Source organism: Desulfurobacterium sp. TC5-1 (assembly GCF_000421485.1).
In the GTDB taxonomy this organism is placed as follows: domain Bacteria; phylum Aquificota; class Aquificia; order Desulfurobacteriales; family Desulfurobacteriaceae; genus Desulfurobacterium_A.
This window is the reverse complement of sequence record NZ_ATXC01000001.1, coordinates 725,496-744,171: the sequence shown is the minus strand read 5'-3', so window position 1 is coordinate 744,171 and position 18,676 is coordinate 725,496. Positions and strand designations below refer to the sequence as shown.

The 18,676-nt window shown below is 40.6% G+C and carries 22 protein-coding genes; 18 read left to right on the top strand and 4 right to left on the bottom strand.

Features of this window, described 5'->3' with window-relative positions; genetic code table 11:
* Positions 1-3 precede the first annotated feature (3 nt).
* A complete protein-coding gene (locus tag H153_RS0103815) occupies positions 4-669 on the top strand; it encodes a hypothetical protein (protein ID WP_022846824.1) in 666 nt (221 codons plus the stop codon).
* A 188-nt stretch (positions 670-857) separates the two neighbouring features.
* Complete coding sequence (locus H153_RS0103805; protein ID WP_022846822.1) at positions 858-2,345, top strand: hypothetical protein; 1,488 nt, start codon at positions 858-860, stop codon at positions 2,343-2,345.
* A gap of 38 nt (positions 2,346-2,383) precedes the next feature.
* Here the strand turns inward: H153_RS0103805 and H153_RS0103800 are convergent, their stop codons facing one another.
* Positions 2,384-2,692, bottom strand: a complete 309-nt coding sequence (locus H153_RS0103800; protein WP_022846821.1) for a HigA family addiction module antitoxin — start codon at positions 2,690-2,692, stop codon at positions 2,384-2,386.
* Positions 2,689-2,883 carry a hypothetical protein gene (locus H153_RS10160; RefSeq protein ID WP_155883407.1) on the bottom strand — a complete coding sequence of 65 codons (195 nt, stop codon included), beginning with the start codon at positions 2,881-2,883 and terminating at the stop codon, positions 2,689-2,691. The genes H153_RS0103800 and H153_RS10160 overlap by 4 nt, the downstream gene beginning before the upstream one ends.
* Before the next feature lie 47 nt (positions 2,884-2,930).
* On the opposite strand from H153_RS10160, the gene H153_RS09880 reads away from it, so the two are divergent.
* Both H153_RS09880 and H153_RS0103785 read left to right on the top strand, forming a co-directional pair.
* The gene (locus H153_RS09880) at positions 2,931-4,253 is read left to right on the top strand and encodes an RNA-guided endonuclease TnpB family protein (protein ID WP_081638817.1); all 1,323 of its coding nucleotides are present in this window, start codon (positions 2,931-2,933) and stop codon (positions 4,251-4,253) included.
* Positions 4,254-4,299: 46 nt separating this feature from the next.
* On the top strand, positions 4,300-4,656 hold the full coding sequence (locus tag H153_RS0103785; RefSeq protein ID WP_196799786.1) for a hypothetical protein: 357 nt from the start codon (positions 4,300-4,302) through the stop codon (positions 4,654-4,656).
* 50 nt (positions 4,657-4,706) lie between these two features.
* Here the strand turns inward: H153_RS0103785 and H153_RS0103780 are convergent, their stop codons facing one another.
* The gene (locus tag H153_RS0103780) at positions 4,707-5,963 is read right to left on the bottom strand and encodes a CHC2 zinc finger domain-containing protein (protein WP_022846817.1); all 1,257 of its coding nucleotides are present in this window, start codon (positions 5,961-5,963) and stop codon (positions 4,707-4,709) included.
* Positions 5,956-7,104, bottom strand: a complete 1,149-nt coding sequence (locus H153_RS0103775; RefSeq protein ID WP_022846816.1) for a hypothetical protein — start codon at positions 7,102-7,104, stop codon at positions 5,956-5,958. The genes H153_RS0103780 and H153_RS0103775 overlap by 8 nt, the downstream gene beginning before the upstream one ends.
* Before the next feature lie 175 nt (positions 7,105-7,279).
* Here H153_RS0103775 and H153_RS0103770 point away from each other — a divergent pair, with 175 nt between their 5' ends.
* The 14 genes from H153_RS0103770 to H153_RS0103705 all read left to right on the top strand — a co-directional run bounded on the left by H153_RS0103770 (position 7,280) and on the right by H153_RS0103705 (position 18,311).
* A complete protein-coding gene (locus tag H153_RS0103770; protein WP_022846815.1) occupies positions 7,280-7,591 on the top strand; it encodes a hypothetical protein in 312 nt (103 codons plus the stop codon).
* Positions 7,592-7,729: 138 nt separating this feature from the next.
* Positions 7,730-8,224 carry a hypothetical protein gene (locus H153_RS0103765; RefSeq protein WP_022846814.1) on the top strand — a complete coding sequence of 165 codons (495 nt, stop codon included), beginning with the start codon at positions 7,730-7,732 and terminating at the stop codon, positions 8,222-8,224.
* Between the two features lie 376 nt (positions 8,225-8,600).
* Complete coding sequence (locus H153_RS0103760; protein ID WP_022846813.1) at positions 8,601-9,092, top strand: hypothetical protein; 492 nt, start codon at positions 8,601-8,603, stop codon at positions 9,090-9,092.
* A complete protein-coding gene (locus H153_RS0103755; RefSeq protein ID WP_022846812.1) occupies positions 9,067-11,481 on the top strand; it encodes an HD domain-containing protein in 2,415 nt (804 codons plus the stop codon). Before H153_RS0103760 ends, H153_RS0103755 begins: the two co-directional genes overlap by 26 nt.
* 83 nt (positions 11,482-11,564) lie before the next feature.
* On the top strand, positions 11,565-11,867 hold the full coding sequence (locus H153_RS10205) for a hypothetical protein (RefSeq protein WP_022846811.1): 303 nt from the start codon (positions 11,565-11,567) through the stop codon (positions 11,865-11,867).
* On the top strand, positions 11,867-12,145 hold the full coding sequence (gene traL, locus H153_RS10200; protein WP_022846810.1) for a type IV conjugative transfer system protein TraL: 279 nt from the start codon (positions 11,867-11,869) through the stop codon (positions 12,143-12,145). Before H153_RS10205 ends, traL begins: the two co-directional genes overlap by 1 nt.
* Positions 12,142-12,696 carry a type IV conjugative transfer system protein TraE gene (gene traE, locus H153_RS0103740; RefSeq protein ID WP_022846809.1) on the top strand — a complete coding sequence of 185 codons (555 nt, stop codon included), beginning with the start codon at positions 12,142-12,144 and terminating at the stop codon, positions 12,694-12,696. The genes traL and traE overlap by 4 nt, the downstream gene beginning before the upstream one ends.
* Positions 12,689-13,810, top strand: a complete 1,122-nt coding sequence (locus H153_RS09875) for a TraB/VirB10 family protein (protein WP_022846808.1) — start codon at positions 12,689-12,691, stop codon at positions 13,808-13,810. Before traE ends, H153_RS09875 begins: the two co-directional genes overlap by 8 nt.
* Positions 13,807-13,992: a hypothetical protein gene (locus H153_RS0103730; protein ID WP_022846807.1), complete on the top strand. Its 186-nt coding sequence runs from the start codon at positions 13,807-13,809 to the stop codon at positions 13,990-13,992. Before H153_RS09875 ends, H153_RS0103730 begins: the two co-directional genes overlap by 4 nt.
* Positions 13,989-14,336, top strand: coding sequence for a TraV family lipoprotein (locus H153_RS0103725; RefSeq protein WP_022846806.1), 348 nt, complete (start codon positions 13,989-13,991; stop codon positions 14,334-14,336). Before H153_RS0103730 ends, H153_RS0103725 begins: the two co-directional genes overlap by 4 nt.
* Positions 14,333-14,797, top strand: a complete 465-nt coding sequence (locus tag H153_RS09870) for an OmpA family protein (RefSeq protein ID WP_081638814.1) — start codon at positions 14,333-14,335, stop codon at positions 14,795-14,797. Before H153_RS0103725 ends, H153_RS09870 begins: the two co-directional genes overlap by 4 nt.
* On the top strand, positions 14,794-15,486 hold the full coding sequence (locus tag H153_RS0103715) for a type-F conjugative transfer system secretin TraK (protein ID WP_022846804.1): 693 nt from the start codon (positions 14,794-14,796) through the stop codon (positions 15,484-15,486). The genes H153_RS09870 and H153_RS0103715 overlap by 4 nt, the downstream gene beginning before the upstream one ends.
* Positions 15,479-17,968: a TraC family protein gene (locus H153_RS0103710; RefSeq protein WP_022846803.1), complete on the top strand. Its 2,490-nt coding sequence runs from the start codon at positions 15,479-15,481 to the stop codon at positions 17,966-17,968. Before H153_RS0103715 ends, H153_RS0103710 begins: the two co-directional genes overlap by 8 nt.
* Positions 17,952-18,311, top strand: coding sequence for a hypothetical protein (locus H153_RS0103705; RefSeq protein WP_022846802.1), 360 nt, complete (start codon positions 17,952-17,954; stop codon positions 18,309-18,311). Before H153_RS0103710 ends, H153_RS0103705 begins: the two co-directional genes overlap by 17 nt.
* Positions 18,312-18,676 lie beyond the last annotated feature (365 nt).

The window sequence follows — 18,676 nt, the reverse complement described above, 5'->3', positions numbered from 1 at the left end:
AAGATGAAAAAAACATTGGTTCTGCTGGCTGCCGTTTCTGCGGTGATGTTTTCTTCATGTGTACAGGAGGTGGAGAACGCGGTGAGTCTTTATAACACGGCCGTTGCGTTGAACAGAGGCTATCACGCTTACAGTATGGTAGATTCTATGAAAAATGCCATCCCTGTTTTTAAAGACTACAAATGTGTGAAAGTGCAGGCACTCATTATGCCCGGCAAGACCGAAAAGGTGAAGAAATTAAGAAGTGCTTTTGTTGATGATTTTAGCTATATAGTAAGGGAGTACGTAAAGGCCGCTCATCTTGAAGATGTTAAAGTCTGCAGTACGGAGAACTGCACGGACTGTAAAGGGAAAATGCTCGTCATCCAGTTTCTTGAAAACGGATATTCACCAAACCTGTTTAACAAGATAACCATGGGCGGGCTGTTAAGGGGCAGTCTGAGATACATAGATGGTGAGAGCGGCAGGGTTATAAGAGAAGAAAAGCTGGAGGATGCGAAAAATTACGAGGATCTTCTGCAGGAAATAGCCATGTCTGTCGGCTCAAAAGCCGCTCAAACGGCCATCACAATTTATCCTGATAAGGATCCGCAGAAAATAATTGATGAAGTGAATAAGGTTAATCCTATAAAACCGGAATACAGGAAGCTTTTTGAGGAAAGCCGTTGATAGTTGAAAAGTGAAGCTGATAAAAACTTTTCCTTTTTCGCTTTCCTTTTTGTTGCTGGTGTTGCTGTCAGTCTCTCTGACAGCAGTTTTTTAGAGAAGAAGAGGAGAAAAGTAAATGCTTCACTCTGCAAGGAACATACTCAAGTAGAGAGGAGAAGGCCACGATAAATGGAGTTGGGAGGGAAAAGATGAAGAGGTTAGTTACAATCGCTTTAGTTGCGGCAGCGCTGGCAGGTTGCGGGGGGACAGGTACAGACACTATAGATGAAAGTACCCAGGTGAGCGGAATAGGTTACGTTGACAGTGTTATCACCGGTGGGGGATACACCGTCCAGGCTCAGCTCGGAGATCTTGACGGTGCATCGGTGACGGTAAAAGAAATTGTAAGCGGAGACACAATATGGGAAGGAACAACGAGAGACGGTGTGTTTAAAATCCCGGATTCTGTTTACATTCAGGATGATGGCGTGTATCTTATTACCGTTTCAAACGGGACGGATCTTGACACAAACGACGACGGATTTTACGGTGATTCCGCACCTAACCACGGAACAATCTATGCAATTGTAGCGGGAAAGGACATAAAGGATAACGATCTTGTGGTTTCTCCGCTCTCAACCTACGTATATGAGACACTTTATAAACCCGGTTACTTCGGAGGTGGTGGTATAGCTGTTGATGTTGATGTTTTAAAAAAAGTTGGATACAAAAGACTCAGAAACGCTTTTGGAAACATAGTAATTTCTTATCCTTTCACTATTTACAATTGGGGGATGAATGATGACATATACGACCTCATGAAAGATTACATTGACGACATAAGAGGTGGGGAGACTGACCTGGTGAAAATTGGCAGGGACATGAGAGAGATAAGGAACTTTGAAAATGCAAAAGCATACTGTATAGACTTTATTCCGGAAACGGGGCACTTTATCCCCATAACGGATTCCAGCTGTAATCAAAAAAGATTGGAGGATTACGACTATTACGGAGGTGAGGTTGCAGTTGGTTCCGCGTATCCCTTCGGTTCCTGGAAGAATGCCACCGGTGTTACCGTAAGTTCTGCAAAATTCTGGTTTCCTGACGGCCGCTCGGTAACCCTGTTTGACGAGCGGCCGGGAGACATTACCTGGGTAGGGGTTGCCGGAAAGGACATCTACACCCTGCTGATGCAGCCTTCAGGTGACGGAATAATATATCACTTTGAAGTCATAGACGACGGAGTGGTTAAGGAAGAAGGTAACGTGACAGTTCCGGGAGCTCAGAAGTTTTATCTTGTAACGAGTAAGAATAAAGGTTCCACAAATGTGTTTGTTCAGACCGCGACAGGCGTTAAAATTTACGATTCAGATCTTCACCTGTATGGAGAGGAAGCTGGAGCAAGTGTTGAAATTCCAGGTTACTATTTTATTAAGCTATCAAACGGCAAAATCTACAATTCAAGCTATTCAATCGTCACAGAATTTGACAGGTATGCTTATTCGCAGGTTGTTGACAACGACACAGATGGATACCTGTATGTGAATGGGAAACCTGTTATGCCCGTTGATTATACAAGTGTTGAATCCAACAGCAAAAAGACGTTTTTCGGGAATTATCTCTTCTATCAGCCTGGTAACGACACAACCTATGATGTTAACAATGTAACAATGGTAAATCTTGATTATGTTTTGTAGAAAAGTTTTTAAGTCCCGCGATCTGCGGGACTTAAACCCTATCCGGCTTTTTTCTCTCCCATTTTGTTGTGAGCTTTCCATAAATCGTAATCTCTCTGGAAATTCATCCAGAATTGAGGTGTTGTTCCAAAGAAATTTGCGAGCTTTATTGCCATTTCGGGGGATATGCCCCTCTTTTCGTTAATCAGATCGTTTATCGTTCTGAAACTGACATTAAGCTTTTTCGCAAGTTCTGATTGGGTCATGTTGAGCGGTCTCAAAAATTCCTCTAACAGAATCTCGCCGGGGTGAACCGGGGGAATTTCTCTTTCAAAGAGCGGTACAAAGTTATAAGTTTTTTTCTTCACGATTCCTCCCGCAGGATGCTCTCCTCTTTAGAGGAGAGAGGAATGCGGTTATCTTCTTCTAACACTTTTTTTATAACTTCATTCAAGTGCTGATTTATAGACTTGTATCCCTTATCTATTAACCACTTCTTGTATTCTTTATACAAGTTCTCCTCTACTCTAATTGTGGTTTGAACATACTTTCCACTCATTTTAATTACACCTTGACATTATGATTGCTTGATGTATATTAAGTCTTATGAAACGGATAGTCAAGGTTAAACTCTATCCTACTGGGGAAGAGAAACAAAAACTGAGACAACTACAGTTAAGATGTAGCTACCTCTACAATCGTGTTAACTATATTTTGAGACAGCAGTATTTTTCCTTTGGAAATGTTAAAGTATCAAACGGAACGCTTTATCGCTTAGCTAAAGACTTACCTGAATACGAAGCTCTCCCCTCAGATATAGCTCAGGAAGTTTTGAAAAAACTTTCAGAAGACTGGAAGTCGTTTTTAAATCTCAAAAAGTTAGAAAAGAAAGAAAAACTACCGCCTAACATAAAGAAAGTTTCTCCACCGAAATACAAGAAAGACAGGAAAAAGAAGCAAACTCTCCCTATGAACATCTACATAAAAACAGATAGGAGTTATCGGTTAGGAAACTACGAATTTGAACTAACAGTTCCTAAAGACATAAATGGTAAGAGACTGAAGGTCAAAGCTAAGTATTCAATTTATTACGAAAATATTAGAAACTTTGGTAGAGCTGAAGTTTTTTGTAAAGCTGGAGAGTGGTGGTGCTATGTAACCGTTAATCTCCAGCAGGAAGAAAAACAACCATTAGGAAAAAGATTAGCAGGGATAGATTTTGGGATTCGTAATTTCTTGACACTTGCAGTAGAAACAGATAAAGGAATAGAAGTTTTTCAATTCAAAAGCAGAGAGCTTATAAAAGACTACAAGAGATGGGATAGAAAGATAGCTACATATCAGTCAATCCTTAACAGAAGTGGAACTAAAACTTCCAAGAAACTTCAAAGACTCTACATCAAGAGAGATAAGAAGCTGAAGCAGTCTATCAACTCAATGCTTAACAAGGTAATTGACATATGTGTTTCAAGAGGAGTAGAAAAAATTTATATAGGAGACTTAACAGGAATCAGAAAGGATAAAGACTTTGGAAAACTTAATGTTCTCCTACACAATTTCTGGATAAGAAATTATACCCTCAAAAGACTCAAAGAAAAGCTATCTGAAGCTGGAATCGGGATAAAACCGATTCCAGAACACTATACCAGCTCAAGGTGTTTTAAGTGTGGTAATCATATTAAAAGACCTCATCAACACTATGTAGTCTGTGAAAATTGTGGCAAATTAAATGCAGATTTAAATGGAGCAATTAACATACTAAAGAGAGGGAAGAAAAATCTCTCTCTTGAAATTGTCTCCTTCTACCAATTCAAGTGGATTAGAGGGAGAGTAAACTCCTGGATACCCATTGTGATGGGAGAGGGTGATAAACCACCCTGTAGTCTCTTTTTGAGACTACAAAATCCCTCTCATTTTAATGAGGGGTAGTTTAGTTTCTTTAAAATCTTTGGAACTTAACCTGAAGAATGTTTCTTTGTCTCGATCTAAACTAAAAGAACTTTTTTATAATTATCCTCCAACAAAAGAAGAAATAAAACAGGGAGTTTCTAAATTTTTACCTGCTTATCTTATAGGTCAATTAGGTAGACATGAGGAAATTAACCCTGATGATCTCCCTGGTGATCACATCTTGGACACTGCAAAAGCAAAAATTAAGGAGTGTTTTGAAAATTTAGGCTGTAAACTAATAATAGTTGAAGTTTTAGACGGGGATTCTAAAGCCAAACAAAAGCTGGTGGGATTCTATACCGGCAATGGGTTCCGAAGATTAGATACAGTTGCAGAAAAAGGTAAAATCCTAACAAGGTTTTATTATGTGATTGGTAAGTAGGAAGCTCCCAATGGCTAAAATCATAGATTTTGAAGATGATCTGTTTAAATCTAAGCAATAAGAATTAATCTCTTTCCTTCAGGAACAACAGAATATGCCGCTCTCAGCAGTTTTTTCTCATCAGCTTCAAGCAGATAACCGGGATTGAAAATAATCACGTCATAGATATAAAAAAGCTTCCTCACCTCTTCTACATCTGGAACACCGTCAAAATAGTCGGCTCCTTCAATTTCACCTTCACCGATAAGCAGTTTTTTCCCATTCGCTTTTTCTATTCTTCTTTTCACCGGATTGAATCCATCTCTGCAGACAATTACCCTTTTTTCTTTTGTTGTTTTTATTTTTTTAAGAAAGCTGTAAGAATTGTCCATTAGAGCTTTCTTAAGACCGTCCGGAATGTTCATATTCAGGATTTCTCTGATCTTCTTAAAGCTAACCTCTTTTTTTATTTCGCCTATAGGTTTTATGGACAGGTTTTCAAGAACCTCTTTAAAGGAGCGGGAAAGACACTCTTCTCCTAAATCTTTTTTTTCTATTCCGGTAGCAATGTGAACGTTTGATTTCATTCTCGTTACCGCAACAATTCCCGCTTCATCATTGTCAGGAAAAATAATTACCGTTTTGCCGAGGTTTTTCAAATTTTCCGCAACCGAATCGAGTTGAAAGAATCCGCTCGTCCCACCAACGGAAACTATCGGCAGGTATCTCTTTTCTCTTGACATCGGCACAAGGGCATCAAATTCCCCTTCTACAAAGAATATGAAAGGTTCATCGGATTTAAAAGCCTCATCAAGTCCCATCCCGGAGAATCCTTCAGATATTTTCTGAACACGTATCTTCTTTTCAAAAGGCTTCCTGAGATGGAAGGAAGCAGGATTGCCGTGTATGTCGGTGTAGAGAAAAACTATCCAGCCTTCAGATTTTGACAACACCGGGAATCTTTTATCGGTGAATCCTTTAGGAATAACACCTATGAACTTCAGTTCTTCCAGGATTTTTCTTGAAATGCCCCTGTAGGTGAAGTATTCAAGAGCTTTGCTTTTAAAAAGTTCTTTCCTGAAGATCTTCATAAGGGATAGAGCGGGTGATGCTTTATTTTTTTCGGCTGTAAGACTTCCTTTCGCTCCGCAACTGAAACACCTGTAGTAGGCATTATTGCCGTAAATGTATATGTTGAAGCTGTGGTGTTTTTCCCTGTGAAAAGGACATAAACCTAAAAGCCTGTTTGTCCCGGATACTTTCCACTTAAAATCCCAGGTGGGAAATTGCTCTTCAAGTTTTTCTTTCAGACGAAAGAGCTTATCCATACCTTCTTCCTACTGCAACGTAGAATTTTTCAAGGAATTCGTTAAGGACTTTTGTGTTATGCAGGGCTGTTACCAGGAAACCTACCGGCGATTTGACCTGAAACATACTTCCGAGCCGTTCCCTGACGGTGAAAAACATTCTTACGAAAATTTCCGCATCTTTGCCAAGGACGTCATATACGGGTTGCCAGAGGGCCGGGACAACCTGTGTTCTTGATAGAAGATATGAATTTCGGGAAACCCTCTGGAGAACCTGTTTGAGTTCTGAAACTTCAGGTTTGACCGGTTTTGTTTTTCTGATAGCTTCGGCGGCTTTTTTACGCGGTATATATTTGATAGCCAGGGCCACCTTGCCGGTTTTGATTCCCTTTTTCCTTTTGTATGAAACGGCGTTTATTTTAAGGATATCCGGAATTTTTGTTTTAACGGTAACAGGAGGAAAGTTCTTAAAAAATGAAAGGAGCGGGTGTAAGGGGTATTCCTTTTTCATTCTGTAAACCGTTAGAACATTCCAGTTCCACTTCTTTCCAGCAACTGGCGGTATAAGATAGTAGCAGTTTGTTTTTCCTTCTTCTCTTTCGATCTTAAGAACACCGATGTTTTCAAGTTCTCTTATGGCCTTTGCAAGGGACTGATTTTTAAGCTTCAATGTTTTCCGAATTCTTTCTCTGCTGACCTTTATTTTGTGGGAAGTCTTTTTCTGCATGGAGTAGAGGAATATCAGAACGGCCTTTGCCTGAGCTGATACAGGAAGCAGGGTTATAAGTTTTGGAAATTTAAAGAAACCGGCTGGAGCATTTTCAGGATCAATGATTTCAGGAATATCAAGAACGTTAATGAGGAAGGCTGTTGAGCGGTCTTTAGTATCTCTGCTTACAATGAAGCCAAGTTCTTCACAGAGTTTTATAAGATCTCGAACGGTTCTGTCTCCCTTTCTTGTGTCAGGATCTTTCAAGGTTAGAATGTGTCTCAGTTCCGAATAGGAAAAGCGAACAAAGCTGTTTTCGGTCATTGTCATGGAGTAGAAATAGGCAAGTAGAACAAGCAGCCTGAAAGAGGAGTGTTTTTTGACAGAGAACACCGCTCTTGGTAGGAGAGTGTACGGCGTATATGTCTGTTTTAGGTCAATGTAATTGTTCATCCCGTATCCTGACTAAATAGAATATATCCGCTTTTATTTTAAAGACAAAATGGAATATAGTCAATATAGACGGTTGAAAGATTATGTAAGTCTGACAAATTATTAAGAAAGTTTGACAATTATACGGATGCGACATATAATGTGGTAGTAGATAACTATAAACAGGAGGAAAAAGATGAAAACGGAAAGGTTAACGGAAAAGGATAAAAAACTTCTTGAGAAGTTTGAAAGAATGAGGAGAATAAGAGGTTCAAGGGAAGAGTTATACAAGTTCCTCGTGGATAATGTTGAAAAGATAGGAAAGAGAGACGTTATGAGAGATTCAAAAGCCCTTGATAAGAAATTTGCCATTATAACGGATAGAAAAAGGGTGAAAGGTTTTTACGTGGATCTTGAAGCAGCAAAACTGTTGCCTGCCGAAGTTCAGGCTTTCTTTTTCATGCTTCTTGATGCTTCCGGATGCAAGTACATTGTTGAGAAAGATTAACCGTTGTCTGATTAATTTTCTTAAATATATCTAATATAGATGTATTTGGCAAAAACCATATTGACAATATTGATTAGTGTATATAAATTATTATTGAGCATTTGGTAATGCTGATTTTTATATCTATGGAGGTTTAAAATGAATGATGAATCATGTGACGCAAAGGTGGTAGTTGTTGATGCCACCAAGTTGTTTAAATTAGCCTCATCTGTATTCAGAGGGAGGGGAAAGATTTACGACTGCTTCATCTCTCTAAAAAAAAGGACGGACGTGATTGTAGTAACCACATCAATTACCGTGAGACGTGCCTGGCAAAGTTTTTGCCGAAAAAACGAGGAATTTGACAGCATTGAAGAAGAATACTACGGTAAAATTGAGTTCTTGGTTGACGAAGTTCTGGAAGAAAGTATGTATAAAAATTTTTTAGAAAATGCAGATGAAATATTAAATGATCAGGATGAGGAAAAAGAAGACACCCACGTTTTAGCAGCAGCTGTATATCTAAAAGAGATTGGACAAGAGATCGGACAAAAAACATATATATGGACTGATGATACCGATTTTTTGAAAAGGAAAGATGAAATAGAAAGAATGTGGGGCATAGAGGTTATTAAACTTACAGATGAAATTTAAAAAGTATTTCGGGGCTTCCGGCCCCGATTTTTCAAAAATTTTTGCGCGCAAAAAATTAAAATAAAGAAAGAGATTTATTTAAAGTTTCGCCGCCGTCCTTATAGTCTGTTTAAATAGTCTGTTCTATTAGTCTGTATTATAGTCTGTAAGGAGGTTCCGGGCGCCAGCTCTTGCAGTTCCTTGCGTGTGTTAACCCGGTTCCCTATTTCAGACCCCCGGTTCCCTATTTCAGACCCCCCGGTTCCCTATTTCAGACCCCCGGTTCCCTATTTCAGACCCCCCGGTTCCCTATTTCAGTATCCATTTCACCTTCACGCTCTTCACAAATCCTTAAGGACAATATAGAATATAAAATACATACACCGCAGGAGGTTTTATGGAAAAAAGATTTGAAACGATAAATGTATCCAAAACGACATACAGAAAAGCAATGGAAATAGGAAAGCGGATGAACCTTCCCGGGTCCTTCGTAATCAGGGCTTACATAGAGTATTTTTTGAAAAGTAAATTGAGACTTAGACTTATTGAAAATCCGGGTTCAGAGAAGGTATATCCTTTAAAAGTCAAGAAGGAAATGAAGGAAAAAATAAGGAAGAGGGCAGAAGTACATGGCCTTTCGGTTAAAACCCTGGTGGACTTAATCTTCCTTAACATAAAAGATAGTGAAAAGCCGTTAAAGGCTGCCACCGAAAGGATGTGTAAATTACCGAAAGGTGACAAGTTCTACATTCTAAGAGAATGTTTTCGCAAAAACATTGATTATCTTGAGGCGGCCAGAATAGCGAAAACAACGTATTCGTATGCCGCCCGTGCATACAGAACCTTCAGGAAGGAATTAAGAGATGTTCAGGAGAAAGAGGAAAAATAGATTCTATGATGCAAATGAGGAGTACTATCTTGGCGTTGCAAAGGATGTAGAAAATAACTACGGCTTTCTCTATTATGATAAGCCAACATATCACATGGTAGGCTTCGGTGCTTCCGGTTCGGGAAAAACCGAATTTATAAAGGTTCTCACCTATCAGAGCATAGAGGCCGGATATCAGGTTCTTGCTATAGATCCGAAAGGTTCAGCCTCCTGGCTTGAGGCGTTTCTTCTTGCCTGTGACAGGAAGGGCATTCTCTACGATAAAAAGAAAGGTCCTATATTCTTTGCCCCGACATACACGAACGTTTCCTTTCGTTTCAATCCCCTCTACAATCTTGAACCTGCACAAATAGCAGAGGTTGTTGTGTCAGGAATTAAAGAGGGAAAGGAACCTTTCTTCAAAGAGATAGCCTATGAGATAACCTATGCGATAGCTTTAGGACTGTTTGCAAGAGGCGAAAAAGAGATAACCTTCTCTCACATCTACGAGTACATCAATCAGACCTCTATAGAGAACCTTCACAGACTTATTGAAAGGGATCTTGTTTCTTCATCAAAAATAAATTTCAGGTATGTTGACGATGCTATGAGAGTTCTTGACAAGCTCAAGGCATATGACCCGCAGTATTTTCCGCGGGTAAACGGTTCTTTAAGAACGTATCTAACAAAAGTTGTTACCGGGGACGTTGGCAGGTTGATCAACGTTAGGGGAAATCTTCTCTGGGACAGAATACAAAAAGGTTCCCTTTTAATGTTTGCGTTTTTAAACAAGCAGGTACTCGGAGAAATGGCAGTTGCACTTTCAAGGATTCTTCTTTCAAACATTCAGCAGATTGTCGGTTATTATGCAAATAGAAGACGGAAAATAGAGCCTCAGCTGAGGATTGTCATTGATGAGATGAAACAGGTTGCCTACAGGGGATTTGAAACTGCGTTTGGGCTTTTCAGGGAATTCAACGTGAGCCTTACGGGTTTTACCCAGAGCTACTCGGATCTTGTTGCAGAAATAGGGAAAGAACGAACGGAAGCAATCATGGAATCGTCAGGTGCAAAAATCATCATGTATCTTGGTTCGGTTGAAAGCCAGAAATACTTCAGTCAGCTTTCTGGAAAGGTGAAGAAACCAAGAGTAATGGTAAGAGAAGGCTCAATCTTTGTGACTTACCTTGAAGACTATCTCGTTCCTCCTGAATTCTTTGAAAAACTTAAACCGGGGCATTATATAGCTTTTATACAGGGTAAGTGGTACAGGGGGTACATGCCTCTTTTAAAAGACGAAAAACACGTTGAGATAGTTGCTATTGAGAGTGAAGAAGAGCTTGATAGGGTTAGAGAAGCTCTGTCTCAAAAGTATGATGACTTTGTGATAGCCAACCTTTTCAAATTAGCAGAGAACTACGTTACGAAGGACAATGTAAAGATTCTTGTTGTTAACATGGAAAAATTAAAGGAAAACTATTCTTCGAAAGAGGTGATAGAGGAAGAAATAAAAAGTAAAGAAAGAAAGGGCAAAGAAAAACCTGCAGAGAAAAAAGAGAAAGTAATTCCTCTTAATCTAAAAGACTTTTTAGAAAAGTATGAAGGGAGAATAACAGAAGATCTGGTTCCTCTCTTTCGTAAGATAGTTGAAATTTTCTCAACAATGCAGCAATCTCCGTCAGTTGTTCTTGGAGATAATCCCCTGAAGGAGATTTCACTTGTAGAACATCTTCTGGCTACTGCTGAGAAAGCCTATGAGTATGGCCAGAAAGAGTTGACAGTAGAAGATTTGTCTTTGCTCTTTATGGCGGCTCTTACCCACGATATAGGAAAGGAGCTGCTTGAGAAAAAAAACTACGATACGGAAAAGCATCCTGAGGAAGGTGCCGGATACATAAAGGAGCTGGCGGAGTCTTTTGGAATAAAGAAAGATAAGGTAAATGTAATTACTTCTTTAATCGCACTGCACCATGAGGACGCAGGAGATCCGTACGATCCGTACCTGAAAAAACTACTAAAGATCCTCAAGAAAGCAGACCAGGACACCAGAAAAGAGGAAGAAAAAAGAATAATCGTTGAGGCGAGCGGCGTAAAACTTGATAAAGCGAAACTGAAAAGGGATCTTGAAAAGGCCGCAACAACAAAATACGGAAAAAGCCGTTCTCTGTTCTGTTACGGCGGTTACATATACGTTTCGTACGAGAAAGGGCAAAAGTACATGATCGGGAAACCCAAGCATCCCGATGTTCTTGCAAGGATGCTTGATGGTGAAGTCGTAAAGATAAAGGGCCTGAGAATTGACGACAAGGATATTTTTAAAGGAACTTCTCCGAAACTATATGTTAGATTTGACGGGGCCGTGGTCAGTGTTGCTCCATGGAACAGCGGAAAGGTTGAAATCTTTAGTTGACAAAATAGAATATAAAAGGTATATTTGTGGTACAGGACTGAATAGAGTATAAGTGACAAATCTTATAAAGGAGGAACAGAGGTATGGTGAATGAAAAGGCTTTTAAAATCGGTTTTTACACCGGTGTAGCACTTTCTTTTGTTCTCGTGCTTACTACATCTGCAATGGCGGGGACGGGAGGAAGCTACTTCAGTAGCTGGTGGAGTGAAATTGCGGCATGGTTCACGGGGTACCCGGGCAAGATCGGGAGCGCGTTCTTCATGCTCATGGCCATCATTGCTGCAAAAAACGGAAGTATCGGTGGTGCAGCGTTTCTCTTTCTTCTCGGTTTGTCTCTTGGATTTATTCCGGGAGCGATCGACTCTGCTTATACGGGTACGTTCTGATGAGAAGGTATGTTCCTAAATACCTGAACGCTCAGCCGCAGTTTTTATGGTGGGAGCTTGACGATTTGATTTTTTTCATGGCTCCCATCATGATAGGACTGTGGACTGACAGGCTTTTAATAGGGCTCGGTGTGGGATTGATTCTGGAGCAGGCTTACGGAAAACTGAAGACGCAATCTCAACCCGGTTTTTTATGGCACTTTCTCTACTGGCACGGTCTTTACAATAGCAAAAATAAAAGATTTCCCGAATCCTGGAAAAGGGAGTTGGTGGAGTGAACTGGCAGAAATTCAGAAATAGTTGGGACAATTTAATTTCGTACTCTCAGGCTCTTGCGGTGGCTGTTATCGCCCTTGCGGCCACCAATGTCTTTTTTGCGGTTGTTCTGATAGGAAAAGTGAAGAATCAAAAGGTAATCATTTTGCCTCCAAACGTAAATAAAGAGTTCTGGGTTTCCGGAGATAAGTTATCGTCTTCATATGTGGAAATGATGGGGAACTTTATCGCCGATAAGTATCTTTCAGTTTCTCCCGAGACAGCTGCGTATCAGCACTCTCTTCTTTTTCCCTTTGTTGCGCCTTCCGCGCTACCTGATTTTAAAAAAGCAATGCAGCAATATGAAGCCTTCATAGCACGGGAAGGAATCTCACAGGTTTTCTATCCCAGAAGTGTTTCTTTTGGAAAAAATCAGATTCTGGTTTCCGGAATCTTAAAGAAATACGTGGAAGGAACGCAGATAAAAAGCGAAAAAGCTACCGTCTTAATCAAATACACGGTTAGAAACGGCCAGTTTCAGCTTCTCTCTTTAGAGGTGAAGGACAATGCTTAAAAAATATAAAGGCACGAAACTGAAGCAGTACGGAATTCTGGTTGGGGTTGCGGTTGTCGGGTTGTTTGTGATGATCGTTCTTCCGGAAATTCTCTCATCTCCTGAAAAACCTCAAAAGAAGAAAGAAATTGTAAAAGTTGACACCGAAAAGCAGATGAAGAAGACAATTGAAGAAGAGTGGAAATCAAAAGCGCAAAAACAGATCCAGGAACTTTCCATCACTATCAAGAACCTTGAAAATCAGATAAAAGAATTGAAAAATGAAAAGAAAAAAGAACCGAAGTTTGAAAATCTTGCAGCACCACCGCCGCCCCCACCGCCCGAGAAAAAGATCACGGCTCCGCCACCTCCGCCACCTCCTTCTGCCGCAGCAGCACGGAAAAAGAAAGAGATGGTGATTCCGGATATCGGCGTGACAAGGATAGAGGTTCAGGAGAAGCCGTTAGAGTCCGAAAAAGAACAGAGGCAGAAAAAAACTCCCGATAAAGAGTATATTCCGGCCGGGAGCTTTTTTACCGGTGTTCTTTTGAACGGCCTTGATGCTCCGACGGGAATGAAGGCAAAGTCCGATCCTCATCCCGTTCTTATAGAACTTACGGATTTTGCACAGCTTCCGAACGACTGGAAGGAAGACGTGAAAAAATGTTTTGTCCTTGCCGAAGGCTACGGAGATCTCTCCTCGGAAAGGGCATACCTGCGGACTACGGCCATTTCATGTGTGGCCGAAAACGGGACAAGATACGAAATGCCGCTTCGGGGCTATGTTACCGGTGAAGACGGCAAGGTGGGCCTGAGAGGCATTGTTGTTTCCCGTCAGGGAGCACTTCTTGCAAGAATGCTTGTTTCCGGTTTTCTTGAAGGTGTTGCTTCAGCATTCCAGCAGGCTTCTCAGGTTGTGATGGTTTCACCTACCGGAACAACGTCAACGGTAAAGCCTGAAGATGCTCTGAAAATGTCAGCATTTTCCGGGGCGGGAAAAGCGGCCGAAAAATTAGCCGAAGTATATGCGAAGCTGGCCGAGGAAACCTGGCCGGTTGTTGAAATCAATGCCGGTAGAAAGGTTAACATCATAGTTGAAAAGGGAATTTCTCTTTCAAAGGGAGAAGTGAAGTGAGAAAGATAGCTCTTTTGCTTGTACTTGTTTTACCTTTTGTATCTTCCTGTATCTTGCTTCCGTACAGAGAGGAACCTCTCTGTGTGAGTGGTACGGGAGAGGGTGTATGCGGTTCTCTGTCGGATGTCTATCAGGATGTTCAGGAACACCCTGAAAAATACTGCGGGAGTTGTGAGAGATGAAAAAAGCCGTTCTGTTAGCTGTTCTTCTGCTTCTGGCTTCATGCGGGGAAAAGGATTATAAGCTTCGTACCGTATGTACTGCCTGCAACGAAACCCGGCCACTGAAGGTATCAAAAGATATTGTTCAGATAGAAAAAGAAGTATTGACAAAGCCTCTTGTTCCCGTGAGGTTACAGGATCAGGAGGTCAGAATACTTGTTCTCCCGTACGTCGATGATCACGGGGATTTTCACCAGGGAGAATACATCTATACTGTGATAAGAAACGGAAAGTGGATCTTTTCGCGAGAAAACTTAAAAAGAAAGCCGGAAAACATTTCCTATCCTCTCAAGGAGAGAAAATGATGTTTCTTGTTGCAGCGATAATTCAGCTTTTTCCGCCGCCGGTTAAAACGGAATATAAGGTGAGTTACTCACCGCCACGGTATTATATATGCAGGGCCGATTGTCCAAAGCCTTCAAAGATTCATGTTGTAAGGATTATAAAGGTACCTATTTCCGTTAAAGTGAAGGAGAAAAAAGCTGAGGTTCTCAGCGTTTACTTTGACTTTGATAGATATTACCTTAAACCTGATGAGAAAAAGAAAATAGAAAGGTTTGTGAAGCACGGTGAGAAATACAGAATTCTTGGATATGCCGATTGCATAGGAACGAAAAAATACAATCTGTGGCTTTCAGAAAAAAGGGCACAAACAGTTGCAGAGTTTATAGAAAAACTTGGCGGTGTTGTTGAAAAAGTTGAGGGTAAGGGTGAACTTCCGCCCCCGCCGGGACCAACGAAAAGAAAAGTAGAGGTAAAAAAATGAAAAAAGCACTGCTGATGGTTTTTTTACTGGCGGCATCTTCATCAAAAGCCGCAACGTTTGTAAAGTGTGACAATAAAGACTTTCAGGTTGTTTCAATCAGCCGCACCGGAATAAACAGGATCGTTTTCCCGGAAAAGGTTGTAGAAGTTGTTTATTCGAAAGAAAGACCTTTCAGGCACATGGTTGAAGGAAAAAACGTGTTTATCAAGGTTCTGGGAAGAAAAACAGCTGCAGAGTATTACGTTGTTCTCGCGGACGGCCGTGTGTGTCAGTTCATTTTCAATCCTAAAGATATACCTGCACAGGTTGTCTTTGTTGAAGATAAAGATAAGAAGAAGGTTTTGCAGATACAAAAAGCTCTTGCTTTTGAGAAAGTTTCTCCTTACGAAGAAACCATGAAAAAGCTTGTCCTGGCAGGTATTGATGAGGTTCCGCCGCCGGGATACACGGTGAAAAGTACAAATGTTGTTATTGATAATTTTAAAGAGTATTCAAGAAACCTTGTCCTGGAAATGAGAGGAGCACTTTTCACCGTAAAAGTTTTTCTGCTTCGTGCTAAGCAAAAGGTCAGGATTGATGAGAAGAATTTTATAGATTCGGATCGGACAAGGGCGGTTGCAGTTTTAAGGCACGAACTTGAACCGGGGCAGGAAACGAAAGTTATTGTTGTGGAGGGAAACGGTGACTGAAACCTCCGTGGAAAAAGAGAAATTTTACGAACTTCTTGATAGAGAAACTCTCTCAAAGTATCTTCCGTACGTTGCTTACGATCCGAGGTTCGGTGTTTATGTTACTTCCGACGAGGGTGCAGGTATCGTTTTTGAATGTTTTCCCCTTTCGGCTGCCGGAGAGAGAACAATGACAATGATAGAAGGAATGATAGAGTCTCTTCCGGTAGGAGCAACCCTTAACTTTTTTCTCTTTGCTTCAAGAAATCTGAAAGATATAACCCGTGTGTACAGGAGTTTAAAACGAACGGATGAAGAGCTGTTAAAAGTAGCCATCGAACAGCATGCCGGGTTTTTTGAAAATCATTCAAAAGAGATAATATCAAGACATTTTCCCATTACTGTAAGGAATTTCAGGTTGATAGTGTCCGTCAAATTGAAGCATCACAGTAAGGTTTCTTCATTTCTTAAACTTTTCAAAAAAGAGCAGGTAACGGATTTCAGCCAGCTTTTAAAGGAAGCAGGAGAGCTAAAAAATAAAATTGAAGGTTCTTTAAGAGCCATGGGACTCTCTCCCGTTCAGGTTGCACCTGAACGGCTTATTCAGATTATGTCTGAAGTTATAAACATAAATCATGATGAGAACGAACATTACAGGAACTATAATGAAGATGAATATATAAACACACAGATTGTTGCCTACGATACAAAAGTTGAAGTGGAAGAAGACTATTTTGTGATGGACAATCAATACTGGCGCAGCCTTTCTGTTTCAGCATTTCCTAAAGAGTGGCATCTCGGAGATATGACGAAGCTTTTAGGAGATATGTTCTTTAATGAAAATAATTTCAAGTATCCGTTCATCCTCTCGTTCACAGTTGTCAGACTTTCGGAAGACGAAACCGCAAAGATTAAAAGGAATGCAGCTCTTGTAATGTCCCAGGTTTTACCGGGAGGACTTTTCCCGAAACTCAAGGCAAAGCAGGAAGACCTTGCAATTGCAATGAACAGACTTGAAGAAGGGAAGAAACTCTTTTCATGTTGCCTTTCGCTTCTTGTTTCGGCACCTTTCCGGGACGAGCTGCAAAAGCAGATTGATACCGTTAAGACTTTCTGGAGGACGGCCGGTTTTCAGATTTTCCCTGACAGGTATATTTCTTTTCCGGTATTCCTTTCGGCACTTCCCCTTGCCGGGGATAAGGAATTGTTAGAAGAGCTGAAGAGAGACAAAATCTTCTTTTCGGATAATGTTGCTTCATTTTCCCCGGTTGAGGCCGAATTTATAGGAACGGGAACTCCGCAAATACTTTTTGTTTCAAGAAGAGGACAGCTTGTAGGAGTGGATCTATTTGATTCACCGACAAACTATAACGCCTTCGTAATAGGAACTTCTGGCGCAGGGAAGTCGGTTTTAATGCAACTGCTTTCATTTCAATACAGAGCAGCCGGTGCAACGGTATTTATTAATGATATAGGTCGATCGTACGAAAACTTCTGTAAGGTGATGGGCGGGCAGTGGCTTGAATTTGATCCCGAAAATCCCATCTGCATAAATCCCTTTTCTCTTGTTACGTCACAGGAAGAATTGTCCGAATTCATGGAATTTCTGACCAATGTTATCTACATTATGGGAGCTCCAAAAAGCAGAGAAATGTCAGATAGGCTTGAAAAATTAATTAAGGCAGAACTTGAAAGAGCTATAAGAACTTTGTATCAGCAGTACGGTAGTAATCTTTCAATCACTCATATAGCAGACTACTTTAGTGCTCTCAGGGATTCCAGGATGGTTGATTTCGGAAAAACACTTGAACCTTATACCGGTAGAGGGCAGTACGGTCGGTTTTTTGAGGGAAAGGCAGAAGTTGATTTCAGGAAGCCTCTTGTTGTTGTTGAGTATGATCATCTTGAAGATGTTCCGGAACTGAGAAACCCGGTGATTATGATGGTGAACTTCTTTATTTCCCGGAAAGTATATATAGAATCAAAAAGACACAAAGGATTTAGATCTATCGTTCTTTATGATGAAGCCCACAAATTTCTTGGTGATCCAAGAATAGACGGATTTATTGAGCAGCTCTACCGTCGTGCAAGGAAGCACGGTACTGCCGTTGTTATAGGCACTCAGGGATTTGAGGACCTCTGGGAATCAGGTAGCAGGGCCGGAAGGATTATCGTCCAGAACAGTAGTTTCAATATTTTTATGAAGCAGCAGCCGACGAGCATCAACGCCTTAAAGAAATCAGAAGTGTTGAACCTTTCTGACTTTGAATGGATGCTTATGGAGTCAATTGCACCCGTGAAGGGTGAATACTCGGAGGCTTTCTTGATGACACCTTTCGGCCGCTCTCTCGTGAGAGTTGTTCTTGATAGGTTTATGTACTACCTGTTTACAACAGACAAGAAGGACAGGGAAAAGATTTCATCCCTTATGGATGAAAAAGGGATGACACTACCGGAAGCCATTCAGTACTGCGTGGAGATGGAAAATGGAAATGGAAGCTAAAGAAATGGAAAATAGATACGTTGACTACTTTGTTTTCGGTCTTTTGATTGTTTTAGCAGCTTCACTTTCTTACTTCCTTGCAATAAGGAAATGTAAAGAGATTGTAAATAACAGCAGGCTTGAAATGAAAACCGTTGACGTTCAAAAGGTGATGTCGAGGGTTCAGGAAGTTTGTCAGAACAATCAGAATGTTTCGTCCTGTATAAAGGAAAATCTTGAAAGAGTTGATAAAAGAATAAAAGAGCTTGATGACGGCCGCTCTTTAATACTCATCAAAAGAGCGGTTCTTTCCGATTCCAACGTTCAGGATGTTACGGGAGATGTGCTTCAGGTTGTAAAATAGTAAAATACCACCAAAGTGTGAAAAATATAGTTTTCAGGCAGTGGCTTTGGTAAATTATTTTTGCATCAGTTTCCTCTTTACTTCGTGCCGCAAGAAGCTGATGATACTCTCATACAGCTTTTTGCTATCGTAAACTTAGGATTCACAGCACCATTTTGAGAAGGCTGTCGATACCTCTATGAAAACTGCCGATCTTATTGTTAATAATTTCCTCAAGAACATGACCAAAGAATCTGCCTAACTAACAGGGTGGGTGCTCCTCTCCGTTAAAGTTACACTGAAGATTCCAATATTTTCTTATAAATTCCCAGTTTTTTCTTTTCTTCTTGATTAGCCCACTGACTGTTCAATGCCCTTTCTATTGT

Bases quoted from the DNA above. Each gene is read 5' to 3' on its own strand.
- H153_RS0103815 (WP_022846824.1), top strand. From the start codon at position 4: ATGAAAAAAACATTGGTTCTGCTGGCTGCCGTTTCTGCGGTGATGTTT.
- H153_RS0103805 (WP_022846822.1), top strand. From the start codon at position 858: ATGAAGAGGTTAGTTACAATCGCTTTAGTTGCGGCAGCGCTGGCAGGT.
- H153_RS10160 (WP_155883407.1), bottom strand. From the start codon at position 2,883: ATGAGTGGAAAGTATGTTCAAACCACAATTAGAGTAGAGGAGAACTTG.
- H153_RS09880 (WP_081638817.1), top strand. From the start codon at position 2,931: ATGAAACGGATAGTCAAGGTTAAACTCTATCCTACTGGGGAAGAGAAA.
- H153_RS0103780 (WP_022846817.1), bottom strand. From the start codon at position 5,963: ATGGATAAGCTCTTTCGTCTGAAAGAAAAACTTGAAGAGCAATTTCCC.
- H153_RS0103775 (WP_022846816.1), bottom strand. From the start codon at position 7,104: ATGAACAATTACATTGACCTAAAACAGACATATACGCCGTACACTCTC.
- H153_RS0103770 (WP_022846815.1), top strand. From the start codon at position 7,280: ATGAAAACGGAAAGGTTAACGGAAAAGGATAAAAAACTTCTTGAGAAG.
- H153_RS0103765 (WP_022846814.1), top strand. From the start codon at position 7,730: ATGAATGATGAATCATGTGACGCAAAGGTGGTAGTTGTTGATGCCACC.
- H153_RS0103760 (WP_022846813.1), top strand. From the start codon at position 8,601: ATGGAAAAAAGATTTGAAACGATAAATGTATCCAAAACGACATACAGA.
- H153_RS0103755 (WP_022846812.1), top strand. From the start codon at position 9,067: ATGTTCAGGAGAAAGAGGAAAAATAGATTCTATGATGCAAATGAGGAG.
- H153_RS10205 (WP_022846811.1), top strand. From the start codon at position 11,565: ATGGTGAATGAAAAGGCTTTTAAAATCGGTTTTTACACCGGTGTAGCA.
- traL (WP_022846810.1), top strand. From the start codon at position 11,867: ATGAGAAGGTATGTTCCTAAATACCTGAACGCTCAGCCGCAGTTTTTA.
- H153_RS09875 (WP_022846808.1), top strand. From the start codon at position 12,689: ATGCTTAAAAAATATAAAGGCACGAAACTGAAGCAGTACGGAATTCTG.
- H153_RS0103725 (WP_022846806.1), top strand. From the start codon at position 13,989: ATGAAAAAAGCCGTTCTGTTAGCTGTTCTTCTGCTTCTGGCTTCATGC.
- H153_RS09870 (WP_081638814.1), top strand. From the start codon at position 14,333: ATGATGTTTCTTGTTGCAGCGATAATTCAGCTTTTTCCGCCGCCGGTT.
- H153_RS0103715 (WP_022846804.1), top strand. From the start codon at position 14,794: ATGAAAAAAGCACTGCTGATGGTTTTTTTACTGGCGGCATCTTCATCA.
- H153_RS0103705 (WP_022846802.1), top strand. From the start codon at position 17,952: ATGGAAATGGAAGCTAAAGAAATGGAAAATAGATACGTTGACTACTTT.